This is a genomic window from Arthrobacter sp. R4-81, assembly GCF_054792365.1.
This window is the reverse complement of the sequence record NZ_CP096445.1, coordinates 1561759-1579609: the sequence shown is the minus strand read 5'-3', so window position 1 is coordinate 1579609 and position 17851 is coordinate 1561759. Positions and strand designations below refer to the sequence as shown.

18 protein-coding genes and 1 riboswitch are annotated in these 17851 nt (G+C 62.7%); of the genes, 9 read left to right on the top strand and 9 right to left on the bottom strand.

Translation table 11 applies throughout. From position 1 onward, the window contains the following. Nucleotide 1 precedes the first annotated feature (1 nt). The gene (gene hemE, locus M1E05_RS07445; RefSeq protein ID WP_458111468.1) at nt 2–1132 is read right to left on the bottom strand and encodes a uroporphyrinogen decarboxylase; all 1131 of its coding nucleotides are present in this window, start codon (nt 1130–1132) and stop codon (nt 2–4) included. Nucleotides 1133–1290: 158 nt separating this feature from the next. On the opposite strand from hemE, the gene M1E05_RS07440 reads away from it, so the two are divergent. Then, the gene (locus tag M1E05_RS07440; RefSeq protein WP_461164884.1) at nt 1291–2658 is read left to right on the top strand and encodes a glutamyl-tRNA reductase; all 1368 of its coding nucleotides are present in this window, start codon (nt 1291–1293) and stop codon (nt 2656–2658) included. On the opposite strand, the gene moeB is transcribed toward M1E05_RS07440, so the two are convergent. After that, nucleotides 2655–3845 (bottom strand): molybdopterin-synthase adenylyltransferase MoeB, encoded by a 1191-nt coding sequence (moeB, locus tag M1E05_RS07435; RefSeq protein WP_461164883.1) that lies wholly within the window; start codon nt 3843–3845, stop codon nt 2655–2657. The genes M1E05_RS07440 and moeB overlap by 4 nt on opposite strands. 93 nt (nt 3846–3938) lie before the next feature. On the opposite strand from moeB, the gene M1E05_RS07430 reads away from it, so the two are divergent. From M1E05_RS07430 to M1E05_RS07420, 3 genes are read left to right on the top strand one after another with little or no spacing between them, the layout of a single operon-like run. Continuing rightward, nucleotides 3939–4607, top strand: a complete 669-nt coding sequence (locus M1E05_RS07430; RefSeq protein WP_458111471.1) for a TetR/AcrR family transcriptional regulator — start codon at nt 3939–3941, stop codon at nt 4605–4607. 59 nt (nt 4608–4666) lie between these two features. Then, nucleotides 4667–4891, top strand: coding sequence for a DUF3107 domain-containing protein (locus M1E05_RS07425; RefSeq protein ID WP_458111472.1), 225 nt, complete (start codon nt 4667–4669; stop codon nt 4889–4891). 17 nt (nt 4892–4908) lie between these two features. After that, complete coding sequence (locus tag M1E05_RS07420; protein WP_461164882.1) at nt 4909–5211, top strand: hypothetical protein; 303 nt, start codon at nt 4909–4911, stop codon at nt 5209–5211. A gap of 64 nt (nt 5212–5275) precedes the next feature. Here the strand turns inward: M1E05_RS07420 and M1E05_RS07415 are convergent, their stop codons facing one another. The 4 genes from M1E05_RS07415 to thiO form a co-directional block, all read right to left on the bottom strand. Continuing rightward, the gene (locus tag M1E05_RS07415; RefSeq protein WP_461164881.1) at nt 5276–5956 is read right to left on the bottom strand and encodes a 4a-hydroxytetrahydrobiopterin dehydratase; all 681 of its coding nucleotides are present in this window, start codon (nt 5954–5956) and stop codon (nt 5276–5278) included. 90 nt (nt 5957–6046) lie between these two features. Further along, nucleotides 6047–6856, bottom strand: a complete 810-nt coding sequence (locus M1E05_RS07410) for a thiazole synthase (RefSeq protein ID WP_461164880.1) — start codon at nt 6854–6856, stop codon at nt 6047–6049. Between the two features lie 43 nt (nt 6857–6899). Next, nucleotides 6900–7136 (bottom strand): sulfur carrier protein ThiS, encoded by a 237-nt coding sequence (thiS, locus tag M1E05_RS07405; protein ID WP_309105931.1) that lies wholly within the window; start codon nt 7134–7136, stop codon nt 6900–6902. 8 nt (nt 7137–7144) lie between these two features. Continuing rightward, nucleotides 7145–8446: a glycine oxidase ThiO gene (thiO, locus tag M1E05_RS07400; RefSeq protein ID WP_461165208.1), complete on the bottom strand. Its 1302-nt coding sequence runs from the start codon at nt 8444–8446 to the stop codon at nt 7145–7147. 48 nt (nt 8447–8494) lie between these two features. Then, nucleotides 8495–8614, bottom strand: a riboswitch (TPP riboswitch). A gap of 26 nt (nt 8615–8640) precedes the next feature. On the opposite strand from thiO, the gene thiE reads away from it, so the two are divergent. Next, nucleotides 8641–9327 carry a thiamine phosphate synthase gene (gene thiE / locus M1E05_RS07395; RefSeq protein ID WP_458111476.1) on the top strand — a complete coding sequence of 229 codons (687 nt, stop codon included), beginning with the start codon at nt 8641–8643 and terminating at the stop codon, nt 9325–9327. 54 nt (nt 9328–9381) lie between these two features. Here thiE and M1E05_RS07390 read toward each other — a convergent pair whose 3' ends face one another. Further along, nucleotides 9382–10101 carry a ferritin-like fold-containing protein gene (locus M1E05_RS07390; protein WP_461164879.1) on the bottom strand — a complete coding sequence of 240 codons (720 nt, stop codon included), beginning with the start codon at nt 10099–10101 and terminating at the stop codon, nt 9382–9384. A gap of 41 nt (nt 10102–10142) precedes the next feature. Between M1E05_RS07390 and M1E05_RS07385 the strand changes: the two genes are divergently transcribed. From M1E05_RS07385 to M1E05_RS07375, 3 genes are all read left to right on the top strand, one after another. Next, nucleotides 10143–11666: an RNB domain-containing ribonuclease gene (locus M1E05_RS07385; protein WP_461164878.1), complete on the top strand. Its 1524-nt coding sequence runs from the start codon at nt 10143–10145 to the stop codon at nt 11664–11666. Nucleotides 11667–11944: 278 nt separating this feature from the next. Beyond that, nucleotides 11945–13657, top strand: a complete 1713-nt coding sequence (locus M1E05_RS07380) for a DEAD/DEAH box helicase (RefSeq protein WP_458111479.1) — start codon at nt 11945–11947, stop codon at nt 13655–13657. A gap of 8 nt (nt 13658–13665) precedes the next feature. Beyond that, on the top strand, nt 13666–14541 hold the full coding sequence (locus M1E05_RS07375; RefSeq protein ID WP_458111480.1) for a DNA-methyltransferase: 876 nt from the start codon (nt 13666–13668) through the stop codon (nt 14539–14541). On the opposite strand, the gene M1E05_RS07370 is transcribed toward M1E05_RS07375, so the two are convergent. Both M1E05_RS07370 and M1E05_RS07365 read right to left on the bottom strand, forming a co-directional pair. Continuing rightward, the gene (locus M1E05_RS07370; RefSeq protein ID WP_461165207.1) at nt 14519–15130 is read right to left on the bottom strand and encodes a MarC family protein; all 612 of its coding nucleotides are present in this window, start codon (nt 15128–15130) and stop codon (nt 14519–14521) included. The two genes, M1E05_RS07375 and M1E05_RS07370, sit on opposite strands and share 23 nt — an antisense overlap. An 84-nt stretch (nt 15131–15214) precedes the next feature. Then, the gene (locus M1E05_RS07365; protein WP_461164877.1) at nt 15215–16063 is read right to left on the bottom strand and encodes a PHP domain-containing protein; all 849 of its coding nucleotides are present in this window, start codon (nt 16061–16063) and stop codon (nt 15215–15217) included. Between the two features lie 113 nt (nt 16064–16176). Between M1E05_RS07365 and M1E05_RS07360 the strand changes: the two genes are divergently transcribed. Then, nucleotides 16177–17760 (top strand): aminopeptidase P family protein, encoded by a 1584-nt coding sequence (locus M1E05_RS07360; RefSeq protein WP_458111482.1) that lies wholly within the window; start codon nt 16177–16179, stop codon nt 17758–17760. Nucleotides 17761–17851: the final 91 nt, after the last annotated feature.

Sequence of the window (17851 nt, the reverse complement as noted above, 5' to 3'; positions counted from 1 at the left end):
CTTACTCGGGGGAAATCGAATGAATAAGTTCGACGACGCGGGTCAGGACGGTGGGATCGGTTTCCGGCGGTACGCCATGGCCGAGATTCAGCACGTGGCCTGGTGCGGCCGAACCGGCAGCGATGACTTCGCGGACGTGGGCTTCGAGCACCTGCCAGGGAGCCGAGAGCAGCGCGGGGTCGATGTTGCCCTGCAAAGGTACTGTTCCGCCCAGGCGGCGGTTGGCCTCATCCAGCGGCAGGCGGTAGTCCACCCCGACGACGTCGACGCCGACGTCGCGCATGGCCACCAGGAGTTCGGAGGTTCCGGTGCCGAAGTGGATGAGGGGTGCGCCAAGATGCCGCACGTGGTCCAGGGCGCGGGCCGAAGCCGGGGCAACAAAACGCTGGTAGTCAGCAAGGCCAAGGGAACCGGCCCAGGAATCGAAGAGCTGGCCGGCAGACGCCCCGGCTTCCAACTGCGCCCGCAGGAAAAGGCCTGAGGCGTCAGCTGCCCAGTTGGCCAGAGCCTGCCACGTTTCCGGGTCAGCGTGCATCATGGTGCGGGGACCCAGGTGATCCCGGGACGGCTTGCCCTCCACCATGTAGGCAGCCAGCGTGAAGGGCGCACCCGCGAATCCGATCAGGGGTGTTTTGCCCAACTGGGCCACCGTGAGACGTACAGCTTCCCTGATCGGCTCCAGCGCTTCCCACGTCAGCTTCGGCAGCGCCGCTACATCCGCCGCCGTCCGGACCGGCTTGTCCAGGACGGGGCCAACCCCCGGGACAATATCGACGCCGACCCCGGCAAGCTTGAGGGGAATGACGATGTCCGAAAAGAAAATGGCGGCATCCACGTCATGGCGCCGCACCGGCTGCAGGGTGATTTCAGAGGCAAGCTCGGGCCGCAGGCAGGACTCGAGCATCGCGACGCCCTCGCGGACCTTCAGGTATTCCGGCAGCGAGCGGCCGGCCTGGCGCATAAACCAGACAGGGCGACGGGACGGCTTCCCGCCGCGGTAGGCAGTAATCAGGGGCGAGTCCGCCGTACGCCCATCCATCAAGGGGTGGCCTGAGTCGAGACTGCCCGGGTGGGTGTGGCTCACCGTACCGTTGGATGCCGTGCCGTCTGAAGTTGCAGCGCTAGAGATCATGCCTTCGATTGTGCCCAAATTCCAGCCCAAAAGATAACGACAGCTTGTCATCTGTTGGTATAGGCATTGCATGGTGGCAGGGATCACAAGGGGCGGTGCTGCACTCCACTTCATTGAGTTGTTCTACACGGACACGAAAAAGCTATGATTGTGCTGCTGTGGTTCTTTTTTCATTGGTGGCTACACACGCCGACATCGACCTTGAAACCGTTGCTCAGTTGAGCACCGGCGCTTCAGAGATCGCTACATCCGCACTCTCCGGATCGCCGGAAGTCACGGGTGCGATTGTCCTTGCCACCTGCAACCGCTTCGAGATTTATGGCGAAGCCGTTCATGCGGATGATGTTGAAGCGGCCCGCGCTGCCCTGGTGGCACAGATCAGCGGAAGCAGCGGACTCAGTGAGCAGCTCGTGTCCAGGTCATTCAGCACACGCACCGGGACTGAAGTGACCAAGCACCTCTTTGCCGTCAGCTCCGGGCTGGATTCCGCCGTCGTCGGTGAACGCGAAATCGCAGGCCAGGTCCGCCGTGCCCTGATCCAGGCGCAGCATGAGGGAACCGCGAGCTCGGGGCTGGTCCGCTTGTTCCAGGCAGCCTCAAGAACGGCCAAGGACGTCGGCGCCCAGACCGCACTCGGATCCCGGGGGCTTTCCATCGTGTCCGTTGCTCTCGACCTGGCCGCGGATCTTTCCGAGAACGCGGATTGGGCAACCAAGAAGGCCGTCATCTTCGGTACCGGCGCCTACGCCGGAGCCACGATGTCCCTTTTGCGTGAGCGCGGCTGCACAGACGTTTCTGTATTCTCTTCCTCAGGCCGTGCCGCAGGTTTTGTCGCAACTCGCGGCGGTGTGGCGTTGGACGAAGAATCCCTTCCTGTGGCCGTGGCCGCTGCTGACGTCATGATCGGCTGCAGCGGGTCGGACACCCGGGTGGAAGCCGGGGAGCTGGCCCGTGTCCGTGCCGGCTCTCCACAGCCGCTGATTGCGATCGACCTCGCCCTGACCCATGATTTTGATCCGGCGGTGGGAGAGCTTGACGGCGTGGAACTTCTCACCCTTGAATCCGTACGGCTCGCGGCCCCGCAGGAGCAGGCCGAATCCCTGTCCCAGGCCAGCAGCATCGTCACCGCAGCAGCCAAGGCATTTGAGCAGGAACGTGAGGCCCGCTCGGTCGATTCAGCCATTGTTGCCCTGCGCCGCCACACCATGAACGTCCTGGACGCCGAGATGGAAAAGGTTCGCGCGCGCCACGGCTGTACGGCAGCCGCCGAAGAGGTGGAGTTCGCCCTCCGCCGCATGGTCAAGCAGTTGCTCCACGTTCCCACGGTCCGGGCCCGCGAACTCGCCGCCACCGGCCAACAGGACGAGTACGTGGCAGCCCTTGAAGCCCTCTACGGCATCAGCGTGGAGCAGGCAGCTGCACCGGCACCTCTCCAGGCCTCTGCGCCGCCTGCCTCAGACACCGAGGCAGAATGCCCGGTTGATCACACGCAGATCTCCATCGACGATCGGCGCGAATCCGCCTAGTAGACGGGCTTTCCCGGCTCTATGTCCTTCACCCAGGCGAGAATGCCGCCGTCGAGATGACTGACCCGTTCGTACCCCGCCTTTTTTGCTGCGGCCAGAACCGCGGCTGAACGGGTTCCGGCCTTGCAGTGGAACACAATCTCCCGGTCCTGGGGCAGTTCTGACCAAGCTTCACCAGCGAGGATCCTGCCCTGCGGGATGAGCACTGACCCATCGATGCTGACGATCTCGTGCTCCCCGGACTCCCGGACATCCACGAGCTCGAACTCCTTGAGGCCAGCCTTACGCGCGGCGAGCATGGTAGCCAGCTGCTTCGGGGTGATGGTGTTCTCGTTAGCTGTGGAAGACGCCGGGAGGATGCCGCAGAAGGCCTCATAGTCGGTCAATCCGGTGATGGGGTCGGCCGCGGGATCCTTGGAAACCTTGATCTCACGCCAGCTTCCACCCAGTGCGTCAAAGAGCGCCACGCGCCCCAGCAGGGAGCGTCCGACGCCGGTGATGAGTTTGACTGCCTCCGTCACCATCAGGGAGCCCACAGCCGCGCACAGCATGCCGAACACTCCCCCCTCCCCGCAGGAGGGAACAGATCCGGCAGGCGGTGCCTCCGGATAGAGATCGCGGTAGGTAGGGCCGTGTTTTTCCCAGAAGACGCTGACCTGGCCGTCAAACCTGAAAATGGAACCCCAGACATAAGGCTTGCCCAGGATTGCGGCAGCGTCATTGACGAGATAACGAGTGGCGAAGTTATCGGCACCATCCAGGATGAGGTCGTAGTCCGCGAAAAGTTCGAGGGCGTTGGACGCATCCAGCCGGACATTATGCAGCCTGACATCAACCAGAGGATTCAGGGCAGCGACGGCATCCCGCGCCGATTCAATCTTCGGCCTGCCGACGTCCGCCACTCCATGGATGACCTGGCGTTGAAGATTGCTGAGGTCCACAACGTCGTCGTCAACAATTCCCAGCGTCCCCACCCCGGCAGCAGCCAGGTACAGCAGGGCAGGCGAGCCAAGTCCGCCGGCACCGATCACCAGCACCTTTGCGTTTTTGAGCCGCCGTTGGCCCATTGTCCCGATCTCAGGAATGATGAGATGCCGGGAGTATCTCTCCACCTCTTGGGGACTCAGCCCTTCCGCCGGTTCCACCAAAGGTCCGATGGCCGTAGGGGCAGCTGTTGTGGAGATCATTGAAGCCATACTTCAATGTATGCCGAAGATGCCGTCAGGTCATGTTACCCCCGCGTAAAGTAGAGGTAACTGCAAGGGAAAGAAGGCCAAAAAGTGGCTCATCATGCACCGGTCGACCGGGTACAGGACGGCAAGCCCGTTGGCGGGCAGGCGCGTACTTCCGGTCCCCGCTCGGCGCGGCTGCCCCGTGATGAACGCAGGGCCCAGTTGCTGTCCGCAGCCCAGGAGGTCTTTGTTGCCAACGGTTACCACGGGGCTGCCATGGACGAGATTGCAGAAACGGCACGCGTCAGCAAGCCAGTGCTCTACCAGCACTTCCCCTCCAAGCGGGAACTGTATCTCGCCCTGCTGGACAGCCACCTCACCGCGCTGACCGAACTGTTGCTCGGCGCCCTGAACTCCACCACGGACAATGACGAGCGTGTCCAGGCGGTGATGCGCGCCTACTTCCGCTTTATTGCGAATGATGACCAGGCTCACCGGCTGGTTTTCGAGTCTGACCTCATCAATGATCCGGATGTCAGTTCCAGGCTCGAAACCTTCAACAAGACCTTTGCCGACGCCGTGGCCCGTGTCATCGCCGAGGACACAAAACTTCCGCCGCTGGAAGCACAGCTGCTCGGCCGGGCACTCGCTGGAATGGCCCAGGTAAGCGCACGCTATTGGCTCGAAACAGACGGCAACCTGGACCTCGATGTTGCCAGCGACCTGATTTACCGTTTAGCTTGGCGCGGAATCAGTCGCTTCCCTAAAGAGACCTAGACTACAAATAGAAACTGTCTTCGGAATTTTTTAACTTTGATTGGCTGGGAGGCCTCGCTGTGGAAGTAAAGATCGGCATTCAGAACATCGGCCGTGAAATTGTGTTGGAATCGGCTCAGGATGCTGACGAGGTCGCCAAGGTTGTTGCAGAAGCCATTTCCAAAGGCACTGAGCTCAGGCTGAAAGACGAAAAAGGCCGTTTGGTGATAATTCCCTCCAACACTTTGGGCTATGTAGAAATCGGAGCGGAAGAAGTCCGCAGGGTCGGATTCGGCGCACTTTAATCTGGCAGGAGTTCCACATGCTTTCTCTCGTCATCGTCTCTTTCGTGACGGTAGCTGCAGGCTTCATCATCTGGGCGAATGACCGCAGGCATGCCAAGTACGGCATTCTGATGCCGGCGGGAGTAGCAACGGCGGTAGGGCTTTTGAGCTGGATCCTGTTCGTTACCGCCGGATTCGGTTATCAGCCGGGCCTGACCTGGATTCCGTGGATCCTTCCGATGGTTCTGGGCACCGCGGCCTCCTTGGCTGCTGCTCTATACCTTGGGAAGACCCGGGCCCGGCACGACACCGCACGGCTCACTGCCGCACTGAGGCTCTAACGGATCGGGCTCTAAAAGGGTCTAACGGGACGCAGGTCTAACCGGGTAAGGCCACAGCGGGTCCTCACAGGTCCGGCTCGTGGCCTTCTTCGGTGCACAGGCACAACCGGTTGCCTTGGGCGTCAGTCACAACAACCCAATGAGGGGCGTGGCCGTAGTCCATCAGGGCGCCTGTGCCGGCGGTCTTCTCCAGCGCAGGGCCGGACTCCTGCTTGCTCCGGTGGACATCCAGGTGAAGGCGGTTGGGATTTGGCGTGGACGTGTTCTGGAACCAGAGGCCGGGCCCCCTTCCATACGGGTCCACCAGGTCCCCGTAGCGGCCCTTTTTGTACCCGAGGGCAACGCGCCACACCTCTGAGATTTCGGCGGGATCGGCTGAGTCTATGGCGATTTCGATAGTTCTGTAGAGGCCTGGTTCAGCAGTTGCGCCTGCCGCTTCCGCCTCTGCGCTCACCGACGTCGCGGCGGTAATGTCCCGTCGGGTGACTTCCGATCCCGCGTCATGGGACGTAAAGCGGATGAACACCCTGTTGAACCGCCAATCGAGGTCAGGGTGATGGTCCTGTTCTTCTGCCAAACGTCCGACGGCGGCAATGAGGTCCAGCGCTTTGGCGGCCGCCGGCAATTTGTAGACGGTCACCAGGCCCCCGAGGCGGTAACGCCAGTCCGGTAGCCCGGCAAGCGCTTCGTCAATCTGCGGCCGGGTCAGTACGGCTGCTTTTTCAGGTACGACTGGTTCAGGCATGACGCCCTCCTGGAACTGATAGCAGGCGAACAGGTCCGCCGTCGGCCGGCCCGGAAAGCTGAACCAGGCAACCGTGCCCGGAAGGACGGGCTAGAGGAACTCGGCCCGGCCTTCCATGGCAGATGACGCCAAGGCGTGCTCACGGCGCGGAATCCGGCCGGCGGTTTTCGCCAGCCTACCGGCGATGACGGCGTGTTTGAAGGCCTCGCCCATTTGGACCGGGTTCTGGGCCCGCGTGACGGCGGTAGCCAACAATACGGCGTCACAGCCGAGCTCCATGGCCAGGGCGGCATCCGAGGCGGTACCGATTCCGGCGTCGAGCACTACCGGGACAGAGGCCCTGGCAACGATCAGCTCTATATTGTGGGGGTTCAGGATGCCCAGGCCGGTCCCGATGGGCGAGCCCAAAGGCATCACTGCGACGGCACCGAGGTTTTCCAGGCGCAATGCCAGCACGGGGTCGTCATTGGTATAGGCAAATACTTTGAATCCCCGGTTAACCAGCTGCTCGGTCGCTTCGACCAGTTCCACGGCGTCGGGCAGGAGGGTATGTTCGTCGGCGATGACCTCCAGTTTGACCCAGTCCGTCTCAAGCGCCTCACGGGCCAGTTCGGCGGTCATGACTGCGTCCCTGGCGGTGAAGCAGCCCGCTGTGTTCGGCAGCACCCGGATGTTGTGCTCCACGAGGAGCTGGAAGAGGGAACCCGTTTGCGCCGGTGAGTACCGGCGCATTGCAACTGTTGTCAGTTCCGTCCCGGAGGCCAGCAGCGCGGCGCCGAGCCCGTCAAGGCTTGGAGCCCCACCGGTTCCCATGATGAGCCTTGAACTGAAATCGACCCCGTCTATGGTCAGCTCGTCGGTCGCCTTGTATGCCGGACTGGAAGTGGTGGCTACCATCATGTTTCCTGCGTTTCCTGTTGGAGTAGGGCCTTCATGCATTTGCCTAGCCTCCCTGTACTGCGGTGACCAGTTCGACGTCGTCGCCGTCAGCGAGCGCCGTCAGTGACCAGCGGCTCCGCGGAACCACTTCGGAGTTGCGGGCAACTGCAACGCCAAGTTTCTGACCGTCAGCTGCCTGGCCGTCGGGGCCAAGGCTCTTACCTGTAACCAGGGCTACCAGCGTGGTGACCGAGGCTCCGTCGTCGATGGCACGCTCCGCGCCATTGAGGGTGATGTTCATGCTGTTCCTTACTGCGGAGAGGTACCGGCTGTTGCCGGATCGGGGTGACGCCGGACATGACCGGCGGAGGAGCCTGAGGAGAATCGTCCGGGTTCGAAAACTGCCCACCGGGAATCAGACCGGCCCTCCATCAGCTGCAGGCAGATTGATGCGGCCGCCGGAGCCAGAAGTATGCCATGGCGGAAGAATCCTGTCGCCACAATGAGGCCCAAGAGGTCAGCGTCACCTGTGCGGTCCCGTACCCTGCCCAGCAGCGGCGCATTGTCAGGGGTGCCGGGCCGGCCGCGGGCGGTGCATTCAAGCAGCTCCAGTTCGGCCACTGCGGGGAGAAGTACCTGCGCGTCGCGCAACAACTGGTAAATACCTCCGGCGGAGACCGCTGCGTCTGCTGCACCTGCTTCCAGGGCTGCTTCCCGTTGCGTGGCTCCGATCACCACAGTCCCGTCGTCCCTTGGAACGATGTACACCGGCACGCCATGAACCATCCCCCGGACCGTTGAGGTCAGGAGCGGCTGGAGGTGACCCGGGACGCGGAGCCTGATGATATCCCCGTAGACAGGCCGCAAGGGAAGATCGAGTCCCGGCGGAAGGCCGTCCAGTTTTCCTGTTCCAAGTCCGCTGGCCAGGACAGTCTCGCCGGCATGGATGGCTCTTCCGTTGTCCAGGACGACGCCGGCTACGCGGTCACCATCCCATCGCAGGCGGGCGGCCCTCGCCGGGAGCATTTCGCAGGTTCCCCCGGAACGCTGGGGATCGGCCAGAGCTTCGGCGATCCGGGCAAGGAGCCTTCGAGGGTCCACCTGATGATCGGCGGCGATCCGGTAGGCACCGGAGACGGCGGGACTGAGCAGCGGCTCAATGGAGCGTGCTTCACGAACTGTCAGTGGCTCCACTGTGAGCCCGTTCGCTGCCTGCACCCGCCTCAGATCCTCGAGCGCCCGGCGGTCTGCAGCATCAGCGCCGATGACGAGCGTGGGTGTGGTGACGTATCCGGTACCAGATGCCTCCGCTTCAGAGGGTCCGTTGACACGGCTGTCGATGGCAGGGGCAAGTCCGGCTGCGAACGCAGGCCAGAGGGCTGAGGCCTCGAGCATGAGTTCCAGCAGGTCTTCCTCCTGGTAGTGCAATTCACTTACCGGGGCCAGCATCCCGGCGGCGGCCCAGCTCGCGCCGGTACCGGGGGCATCGTCAATCAGGACCACGGAGCGCCCACTCAGTGCAGCTTCCCAGGCGATGGCATGGCCCACCACTCCGCCGCCAATGACTGCCACATCCACGCTGATATCCGTGCCGGAGACGGTCTCATGCATTGAGCCGGTGGACGTTGTGTCGCTGGATGATGGAGAGAGTGCTGAGTGGGAGAGCACTGGATTCCTTCCCTACGCCGGTACTAACCGGATCAGGTCAAGCGGTCGGCTCTGACGCCCTCTCAGCCCGGCAGTTTATGACAGCTGCTGCGGGCTCCCGCGGTACTCCCCCAGTTTAGAGGAACTAGGCTGGTGCCATGACCGAGCCTGCCGTCCACACCACCGCCCGCCTCTACCTCTGCACCGACTCCCGCCAGGGCCGGGGGGACTTTGAGGACTTCATCGACGCCGCCTACGCAGGGGGCGTTGACATCATCCAGTTGCGGGACAAGCAACTGGAGGCTGCGGAGGAACTGGAGCTGCTGGAAGTCCTGCAGGCCGCGGCCCAGCGGCATGGGCGGCTGTGGGCGGTCAATGACAGGGCAGACATCGCGTCCCTGTCCGGCGCTCCCGTCTTGCACCTTGGCCAGAAGGACCTCCCGCTGCACTCGGCAAGGACGTTCGTCGGCAGTGAAACAGTGATCGGCCTTTCCACTCATACCCCGGGGGAGGTTGATGCCGCTATTGCCGCATCACCGGGGCGAAGCGGCCTGGATTACTTCTGTGTCGGGCCGGTCTGGTCCACTCCCACTAAACCCGGACGGACCGCCGTCGGGCTTGAACTCGTCACTTATGCGGCTGACGCCATCAGGGCGGCAGACCGAATGACTGTCGACGGCATACTCCTGCCCTGGTTCGCAATCGGCGGCATCGACCTCGCCAATGTGGAGCAGGTGGTGGCCGCCGGCGCCTCGCGTGTAGTGGTGGTCCGGGCCATTACAGAGGCAGACGATCCTGCGGCCGCAGCCAAGGCCATCCTGCAAGTGCTCGACGCCGGAGCCTGACCCGGGCTTTACGGTCTGATCAACCGAGCTGTCTCACCATCCGAAGCCGATTGGCTAGCCTGTCAGGCCCAATTGCGTCATGCGCCGGGAGTGGTTCCCCGCCAGCTCCTTCATCAAATCAACAACCATGAGTTTGGCCTCGGCGTCGTCCCGGACGTTTCCCACTCCTGAGTCTGACCCGGGTGGGTCATTACCTTGGCTGGCTATGAGGCCCGACAGGAAAGCACGCTCGAAGCCCACCCGCTGCGCCTGGGTGAGAGCCTCCCCCAGCAACCGCCTCCCCCACAAGGCCAGCCTCGACGCCAACCTGGGATCATCAGACAACGCTTTCTTGAGCCGTACACGAAGAATCTCCGTGACATCCTCGGCTGACTGGACCTGCCGGATCAGCTGCCTGCTTTCCGGCTCGACGTACTCGGACACCGCAAAGTAGAAATCAGCCGAAACAGTGTCAATCACGTACGCCTTCATCAGGGACTCGTACCAGTCCGCCGGGCGCGTACGATCGTGGAAATGGTCGATGGCGGGCTGGAATGGCAGCATGGCTTCCTCGGCATCAACACCCAACCCTGCAAGCCTGGCACTTACCAGTTCATAGTGCTGGAATTCCAGCACAGCGATCCTGCCCATAACGGCCCGGTCATGGAGGGTGGGCGAGTAACGGGCGTCCGCAGAGTATCTCTCAAAGGCGGAAAGCTCCCCATAGGCCATGACTCCCAGGAGGTCCGCAAGGAAACGGTCCCGGCGAGCGTTGTCTGTGGGGGAAGTGCTCATGATCCAAGACTAATGGCGCAAATCGGGCTAACCTGATTTTCGTGTCACATCATCGTCTGGCTCCCAGTGTTCACGCTCAGAGCAACCAGCTGGCCGCGGCGCTCAGTGCTCTGCGCACCCGCCTGGAGCTGCCCGGCGCCTTCCCGGACGAGGCCCTCAAAGAAGCTGAAAAGGCCGTTGCGGACCACCGCCTTCCGGACCTGGATCTCACGGCCATCGAGTTCATCACCATTGACCCGGCGTCCTCCACCGACCTTGACCAGGCTGTTTTTATAGACAGGGCCGGTGACGGTTACAAGGTCTACTACGCCATCGCCGACGTGCCCTCCTTTGTGGAGCCGGGCGGCCCCTTGGACGCCGAAACCCGACGGCGGGGGCAGACGTTCTACGCGCCCGACGGTCGCATCCCGTTGCATCCCGAAGTGATCAGCGAGCAGGCCGGCAGCCTGTTGGAAGGTCAGCTGTGCTCGGCGTTCGTTTGGGAATTCGATCTCGACCGGGCGGCAGAAGTGTCAAAGGTTGCCGTGCGCCGGGCGACGGTCCGGAGCCGGGCGAAGCTCAGCTACAGGCAGGCCCAGACACAGCTTGATGCAGGAACCGCGCCACTCGTGTTGCAGCTGCTCAAGGAAGTGGGGATCAAGCGGGTCGAGCTGGAGCGGGGCAGAGAGGGTGCAAGCCTGAACATGCCCGAACAGGAAATCCAACAGCTTCCGGACGGCGGCTACCGGATCATTGCAACACCCCAGCTTCCGGTTGAGGACTGGAACGCCCAGATTTCCCTGATGACAGGCATGGCAGCCGCAAAACTCATGCTGAACGGCAAGGTGGGCATTCTCCGGACCATGCCCACTCCCGACGAGCGGTCCCTCGATAATTTCCGAACTCAGACGCAGGCCCTTGGCAAGCCCTGGGATGGTCAATTCAGTTACGGGGAATACCTGCGCACCCTCGATCCCCGGGATCCTAAGCAACTGGCCATCCTGCACTCGGCGGGGATGTTGTTCCGGGGAGCAAACTACACCCCGTTTGATGGAACGGTCCCGGAGAACGCCATTCAATCGGCCATCGGTGCCAGTTATGCGCACACCACAGCACCGCTGCGCAGGCTCGTGGACCGCTTCGTCCTGGTCATCTGTGAAGCACTGAGCAACGGCTTTGACGTCCCCCGCTGGGCACGCGAGGCCCTTCCGTCGCTGCCGGCCATCATGGCCGCTTCCGACCAGCTCGCCGGCAGGATGGAACGCCTCGCCCTGAACACCGTTGAAGCCGCGCTCCTGGTCAACCACATCGGGCAGGAATTCGAAGCAGTTGTGATCTCCGGATCCCGGCAAGGCAAACTCAACGGTAATGGCGGCAACGGCGGCAGCAACGGCGGCAGCAACGGCAACGGCAACAATGGCAACGGCAGCCTGAACGGGTCCGGACCTTCCGGGATTGTGCAGATTGCAGAACCTGCGGTCACGGCCAGGTGTACGGGAGAGCTCGAACCCGGCACCAACGTCAGGGTCCGGCTGGTGGCCTGCGACATCTCCGCCCCGGAGGTCTTGCTCGAGCTCGTGGACTGACCCAAATCGGGTCGCGTCCAGTGCTTTTCGTGTCAACAGCTAGACTGAAGGTGTAGTAATGGATGCCCGGTCGTTGATTTCCTTCCTTTTAAAGAATCAACAAGCCCGCCCCTACGCGATCTTGAGACACACCAGTTGGTCACCAGTGCCAGCATAGATAGCCCGCGATCGGCTTCCACTGGATTTGCTAGCGCGCCCGAGCGTGCTCCGGAACGGCCTATCAAACCGCCCCGTTGAGCAGGCAGCGCCTATGCCCAAATGAATAAGGAAACTCCACTGTGAGTGAATTGCACACGCACCAACTTCTGACCGACGACACCGGAACGGAATCGATCGAGCCTGAAGAAACCATCATCTCGGACGAAAAACCGCACGAGATCGAGGAAAAGTCTTTCGCCGACTTCAACGTCCGGGCCGACATCGTCGAATCCCTCGCCGACGCCGGGATTACCCATCCGTTCCCTATCCAGGCCATGACGCTCCCGGTGGCCCTTTCCGGCCACGACATCATCGGCCAGGCCAAGACAGGTACGGGCAAAACCCTGGGCTTCGGCATTCCTGCCCTGCAGCGCGTTGTGGGAAGGGACGATCCCGGCTTCGACAAGCTAGCCGTTCCCGGTGCCCCGCAGGCATTGGTGATCGTTCCGACGCGCGAACTCGCCGTCCAGGTGGCCAATGACCTCCAAAACGCCTCCCGCAAGCGGAACGCCCGCATCGTCACCATTTATGGCGGCCGCGCTTATGAGCCCCAGGTTGACGCTCTGCAGAAGGGCGTCGAGGTTGTTGTGGGAACGCCTGGTCGCCTGATCGACCTTTACAAGCAGAAGCACCTCAGCCTCAAAAACGTCAAGATGGTAATCCTCGACGAGGCTGACGAGATGCTTGACCTGGGCTTCCTGCCGGACGTTGAGACCCTCATCGCAGGAACGCCGGCAGTGCGGCAAACGCTCCTGTTCTCGGCAACCATGCCCGGTCCGGTCATTGCCATGGCCCGCCGCTACATGACTCAGCCCACCCACATCCGCGCTGCAGACCCCGAAGATGAGGGCCTGACCAAGCGCGATATCCGCCAGTTGATCTACCGCGCCCACAGCATGGACAAGATTGAGGTCGTCGCCCGCATCCTGCAGGCCCGCGGCCGTGGCCGTACCATCATCTTCACCAAGACCAAGCGCACCGCCGCGAAGGTCGCCGAGGAACTGGTGGACCGCGGCTTCGCGGCCGCCGCGATTCACGGCGACCTCGGGCAGGGGGCCCGCGAGCAGGCGCTTCGGGCTTTCCGTAACAACAAGATAGATGTCCTTGTCGCCACCGACGTCGCCGCCCGCGGCATCGACGTCGACGACGTCACCCACGTCATCAACTACCAGTGTGTTGAAGACGAGAAGATCTACCTGCACCGCGTTGGACGCACGGGCCGCGCCGGCAACAAGGGCACCGCCGTGACGTTTGTCGACTGGGATGACATGCCGCGTTGGGGCCTGATAAATAAGGCCCTCGGCTTAAGCGTTCCGGAGCCGGTGGAAACCTACTCGTCCTCGCCTCACCTGTTCGAGGAACTCGACATCCCCGAGGGCACCAAGGGAAGGTTGCCCCGCAGCAAGCGGACCCTGGCCGGTGTCGATGCCGAGGTCCTCGAGGATCTGGGCGAAACCGGCAAGAAGAACAGCCGCTCCGGCGGCCGCGACAGTGGCAGCGGCCGGGACAGTGGCAGCGGCCGGGACGGCGGACGTTCCGGTAACCGCGACGGCGCCCGTTCAGGCAGCCGGCGCAGTGGCGGCGATACCGGCGGCCGCACAGGTGACCGTCGTCGTCGTTCCCCCGAAAACGAAGCAGGTAACGGCGCTGCTGCCCCGGCGGCAGCTGAGGCCCCTGCACAGGCTGACACGGACCGTCCGGCGCGTGCCCGACGCACCCGGACCCGCACCCGCCGCCGTAACGGCGAAGTGGTGGCCGGCGGCGACGCGCAGTCCAGCACCACCGAGGCCTAAACCCCTCAATGACTGACACTGTCTGGGCGCCGGACGGCAGCAACCTGGTGGTACACGCGGATAACGCGATCTTCCTCCCCACGCTGCCGGACGGCGCCTTCACACTCATCTACGTAGACCCACCCTTCAATACCGGCCGCTCCCAGCGACGCCAGGAAACGAAAATGGTGGTGAACGCCGACGGAGCCGGGGACCGTGTGGGGTTCAAGGGCAGGTCCTACGACACCATCAAAGGCGCACTGCACAGCTACGACGACGCTTTCAGCGACTACTGGTCCTTCCTGGAACCGCGGCTGGTGGAGGCCTGGCGGCTCTTGGCGGACGATGGAACCCTGTATCTTCACCTGGACTACCGGGAAGTGCACTACGCCAAGGTCATGCTGGATGCCATTTTCGGCCGGGAGTGCTTCCTGAACGAGATCATCTGGGCCTACGACTACGGGGCACGGGCCAAATTCCGTTGGCCTACAAAGCACGACAACATCCTCGTCTATGTGAAAAATCCAGCGAAGTACCACTTCGACAGCGTGGAAGTGGACAGGGAACCCTATATGGCTCCTGGCCTGGTCACACCGGCAAAAAGGGAACTAGGGAAGCTGCCAACAGACGTCTGGTGGCACACCATCGTCTCGCCCACCGGCAAGGAAAAAACCGGCTACCCCACACAAAAACCCGAAGGGCTACTGCGTCGCGTAGTAGCAGCATCCAGCCGCCCCGGCGACTGGTGCCTGGACTTCTTCGCCGGTTCCGGGACCCTCGGCGCGGTAGCTGCGAAACTGAACCGGAAATTTGTGTGCGTTGACCAGAACCTGCCGGCCATCGACGTTATGACCAAGCGTCTGGGACCGGTGGCGGAAGTCGTCAGGCGGCCCAGCTCGTCATAAAGGCATGGACTGCATCCGCGATCATCTGCACTGCGATCGCGGACAGCAGGAGGCCTGCAATCCTGGTCACGAGTTCCACGCCGTTCTCACCAAGGGCCCGTTGGACCAAGCCGGCGAAACGCATCGCCAGGTACAGGGAGAACAGTGTGACGGCGATTCCCAACCCCACAGCCAGATACTGTGCTGCGGCAGAAGACTGCTGAACGAACACCATCACGGCAACGATCGCTCCCGGTCCTGCCATCAATGGCGTCCCCAGGGGAACAAAGGCCACGTTCTTGTACTTGGCAGCGTTCTCTTCACCGCTTGTTGAACCGGTCAGCAGCTGGAGGGCGATCAGGATCAGCAGCAGCCCGCCGGCTCCCTGCAGGGCAGCGAGCGATATGTGCATGTAGTTCAGGATTGACTGTCCGAAAAGGGCGAAAAGTATGATGACCCCCGCGGCCACCAGAAGCGCCTGCAGTGCCGACCGGTTCCGGTCCTTCGCCGTCATCTGCGCCGTCAAGGACATGAAGATCGGCACCGTCCCTGGCGGGTCCATAATCACAAAAAGCGTCACCAGAACTGACGCGAACAACTGAAGATCTATCCATTCCACTGGGCAAGCTTAGACCGTGGGATAGATGCTCCCGGACTCTGCCGAGCGTCAGGAACAGCGAGCGTCAGGCTGAGGTCAGGAACGCACTACCGCGCTTCCTGTCCCCATTTCCTCGATCCGGACAAGCACTTCGGGGGCCGTCAGGTTTTCACCGAGCAGGTTCGGCTTTCCCGTCCCGTGGTAGTCGGAGGAGCCTGTCACCAGTAAATCGTGGCGTTCCGCCAGCCGCCGGAGAAACCGTCGGCCCTCCTCCGGATTGTCCCGGTGCTCGATTTCGAGCCCTGCGAGCCCTGCGTCGATCATTTCCTGGTACGTCTGCTCCCCCACGATCCTGCCACGTGCTGATGCCACCGGATGGGCGAAAACCGGTACGCCACCGGCAGCCCGTACCAGTTCGACGGCGATGGCGGGGTCAGGCGCATAGTGCTGGACGAAATACCGGGAACGGGATGTCAGGATCGAGGAAAAGGCCTCGGAACGATCTGAAACGACTCCGGCGGCCACCAGGGCGTCTGCAATATGCGGGCGGCCCAGGGTCGCGCCAGGAGCAACATGGTGAATAACGTCATCCCAGGTCAGCGGATAGTCCTCAGCCAGCAATGTCACCATGTGTTCGGCACGGGTGAGGCGCGCATCCTTTGCCTTGGTGATCTCTTCCATCAGGCCAGGGTGCGCGGGGTCATGGAGATAGCTCAGCAGGTGAACGCTGATTCCCTTAGCCGTCCGGCACGAGATTTCAATTCCTGGCACGAAAGCAACCCCGGCCACAACGGCAGCCTCGGCGGCCTGTGCCCAGCCATCGGTCGAATCATGGTCCGTCAGGGCAATGGCGTCCAGCTTTGCCGCTGCCGCCGCCTGCATCACGACAGCAGGGGTCTGGGTGCCGTCGGAAACGTTCGAGTGGGCATGCAGGTCAATCCTCACCAGCCCAGCCTAGTAGATGACCAGGTCCCGGCCGGTCGCCGCATCTTCGGCGGTCCGGGACAAACGGACGGCAGTGTTGCCAACCCCGGGTCCGCTGGTGAGACGATGGGACCGTGAACGATGCTGAAACCACCCAAAACTCTGCTGCCCAGCCACTTGAGGAGCGTGTCAACAACCGCTCTCAACGGCCAAGTTCCGATGCCTTCAAGGCCTTTATGGCCAGTAACTGGGCCCCCGCTCCTGAGCAAAGCCATGAGCTTGAAGTTGTGGCGGGTTATGCCGCTGCCCGTCGCCATGCCATCTCCGGACAGTTCAAGGGCGAGCGCCTGGTCATTCCGGCCGGGCCCTTGAAGGTCCGCTCCAACGACACCGACTACCGCTTTCGCCCGCACTCGGCATTCGCGCACCTGACGGGTCTTGGCGTCGACCACGAGCCCGACGCCGTCCTGATCATGGAGCCGGTTGAAGAAGGCAAGGGCGACGACGGCGGCCACCACCACGCCACCCTTTACTTCCGGCCGCTGGCCGGCCGGGACACGGAACAGTTTTACGCCGATTCCCGCTCGGGAGAGTTCTGGATCGGGCCGCGTCCCACCCTGGCGGAATTCAAAGCCCGCCTCGGGATCGCCACGGCACACATAGATGAACTGGAGACGGCCATCACCAAGAATGTGGGCGCTCCGGAAATCGGGGGAGTTTCGGTACGGCTGGTCCGCAAAGTGGACGAGAACATCGATGCCCTTGTGGACACCGCCCGCTACAACACTGCGAAGGATCCGGACACGCTCGATCTTGGAGTCCTGGATGCCTTGGACGACAAGCTTTCCGAGGCGCTGTCGGAACTGCGGCTGCTCAAGGACGAGTGGGAAGTCGAGCAGATGAAAATCGCAGTGGCAGCCACCGTTGAAGGCTTCACCGAAGTGGTCAAATCGCTTCCCCGCGCCCTGACTCACCACCGCGGCGAGCGTGTGGTAGAGGGAGCCTTCTTTGCGCGCGCCCGTGAAGAGGGCAACGAACTCGGCTACGACACCATCGCGGCCGCCGGAAACAATGCAACGGTGCTGCACTGGACCCGGAACACCGGCAAGATCAACGCCGGCGAACTCCTGCTGCTGGATGCAGGGGTGGAGGCAGAGTCCCTTTACACTGCCGACATCACGCGCACCCTTCCTGCCAACGGTGTTTTCTCCGAGATCCAGCGCAAGGTCTATGAGGCAGTCCTCGAGGCCGCAGATGCCGGATTTGCCGCCGCCCGGCCCGGAACGAAATTCCGCGACATCCACACCGCCGCCACCACAGTACTGGCTGAGCGGCTTGCGGAGTGGGGGCTGCTCCCAGTGTCCGTGGAGGAGGCCATCAGTCCCGAGGGGCAGCAGCACCGGCGCTGGATGCCACACGGCACCAGCCACCACCTTGGCCTTGATGTCCACGATTGCGCGCAGGCCAAGCGGGAACTTTACCTGGATGGTGTGCTCGCTCCAGGAATGGTATTCACCATTGAGCCTGGCCTCTACTTCAAGGATGAAGACCTCGGCATCCCGGAGGAGTATCGGGGAATCGGCGTCCGCATCGAGGACGATGTCCTGATGACAGCTGAGGGCCCTGTGAACCTCAGTGCGGCCCTTCCCCGCGGGTCCCATGACGTGGAGGACTGGATGGCCGGGATCTACCAGGACGTAGACGCCGAGTCGGCATAAGAAGTGGGCTTGGTCGAGCCCGCGAACTGACTGACCGGAACTGACAAAGAAGGCCCGCCGGAAATCTGACTGCTCAGATCTCCGACGGGCC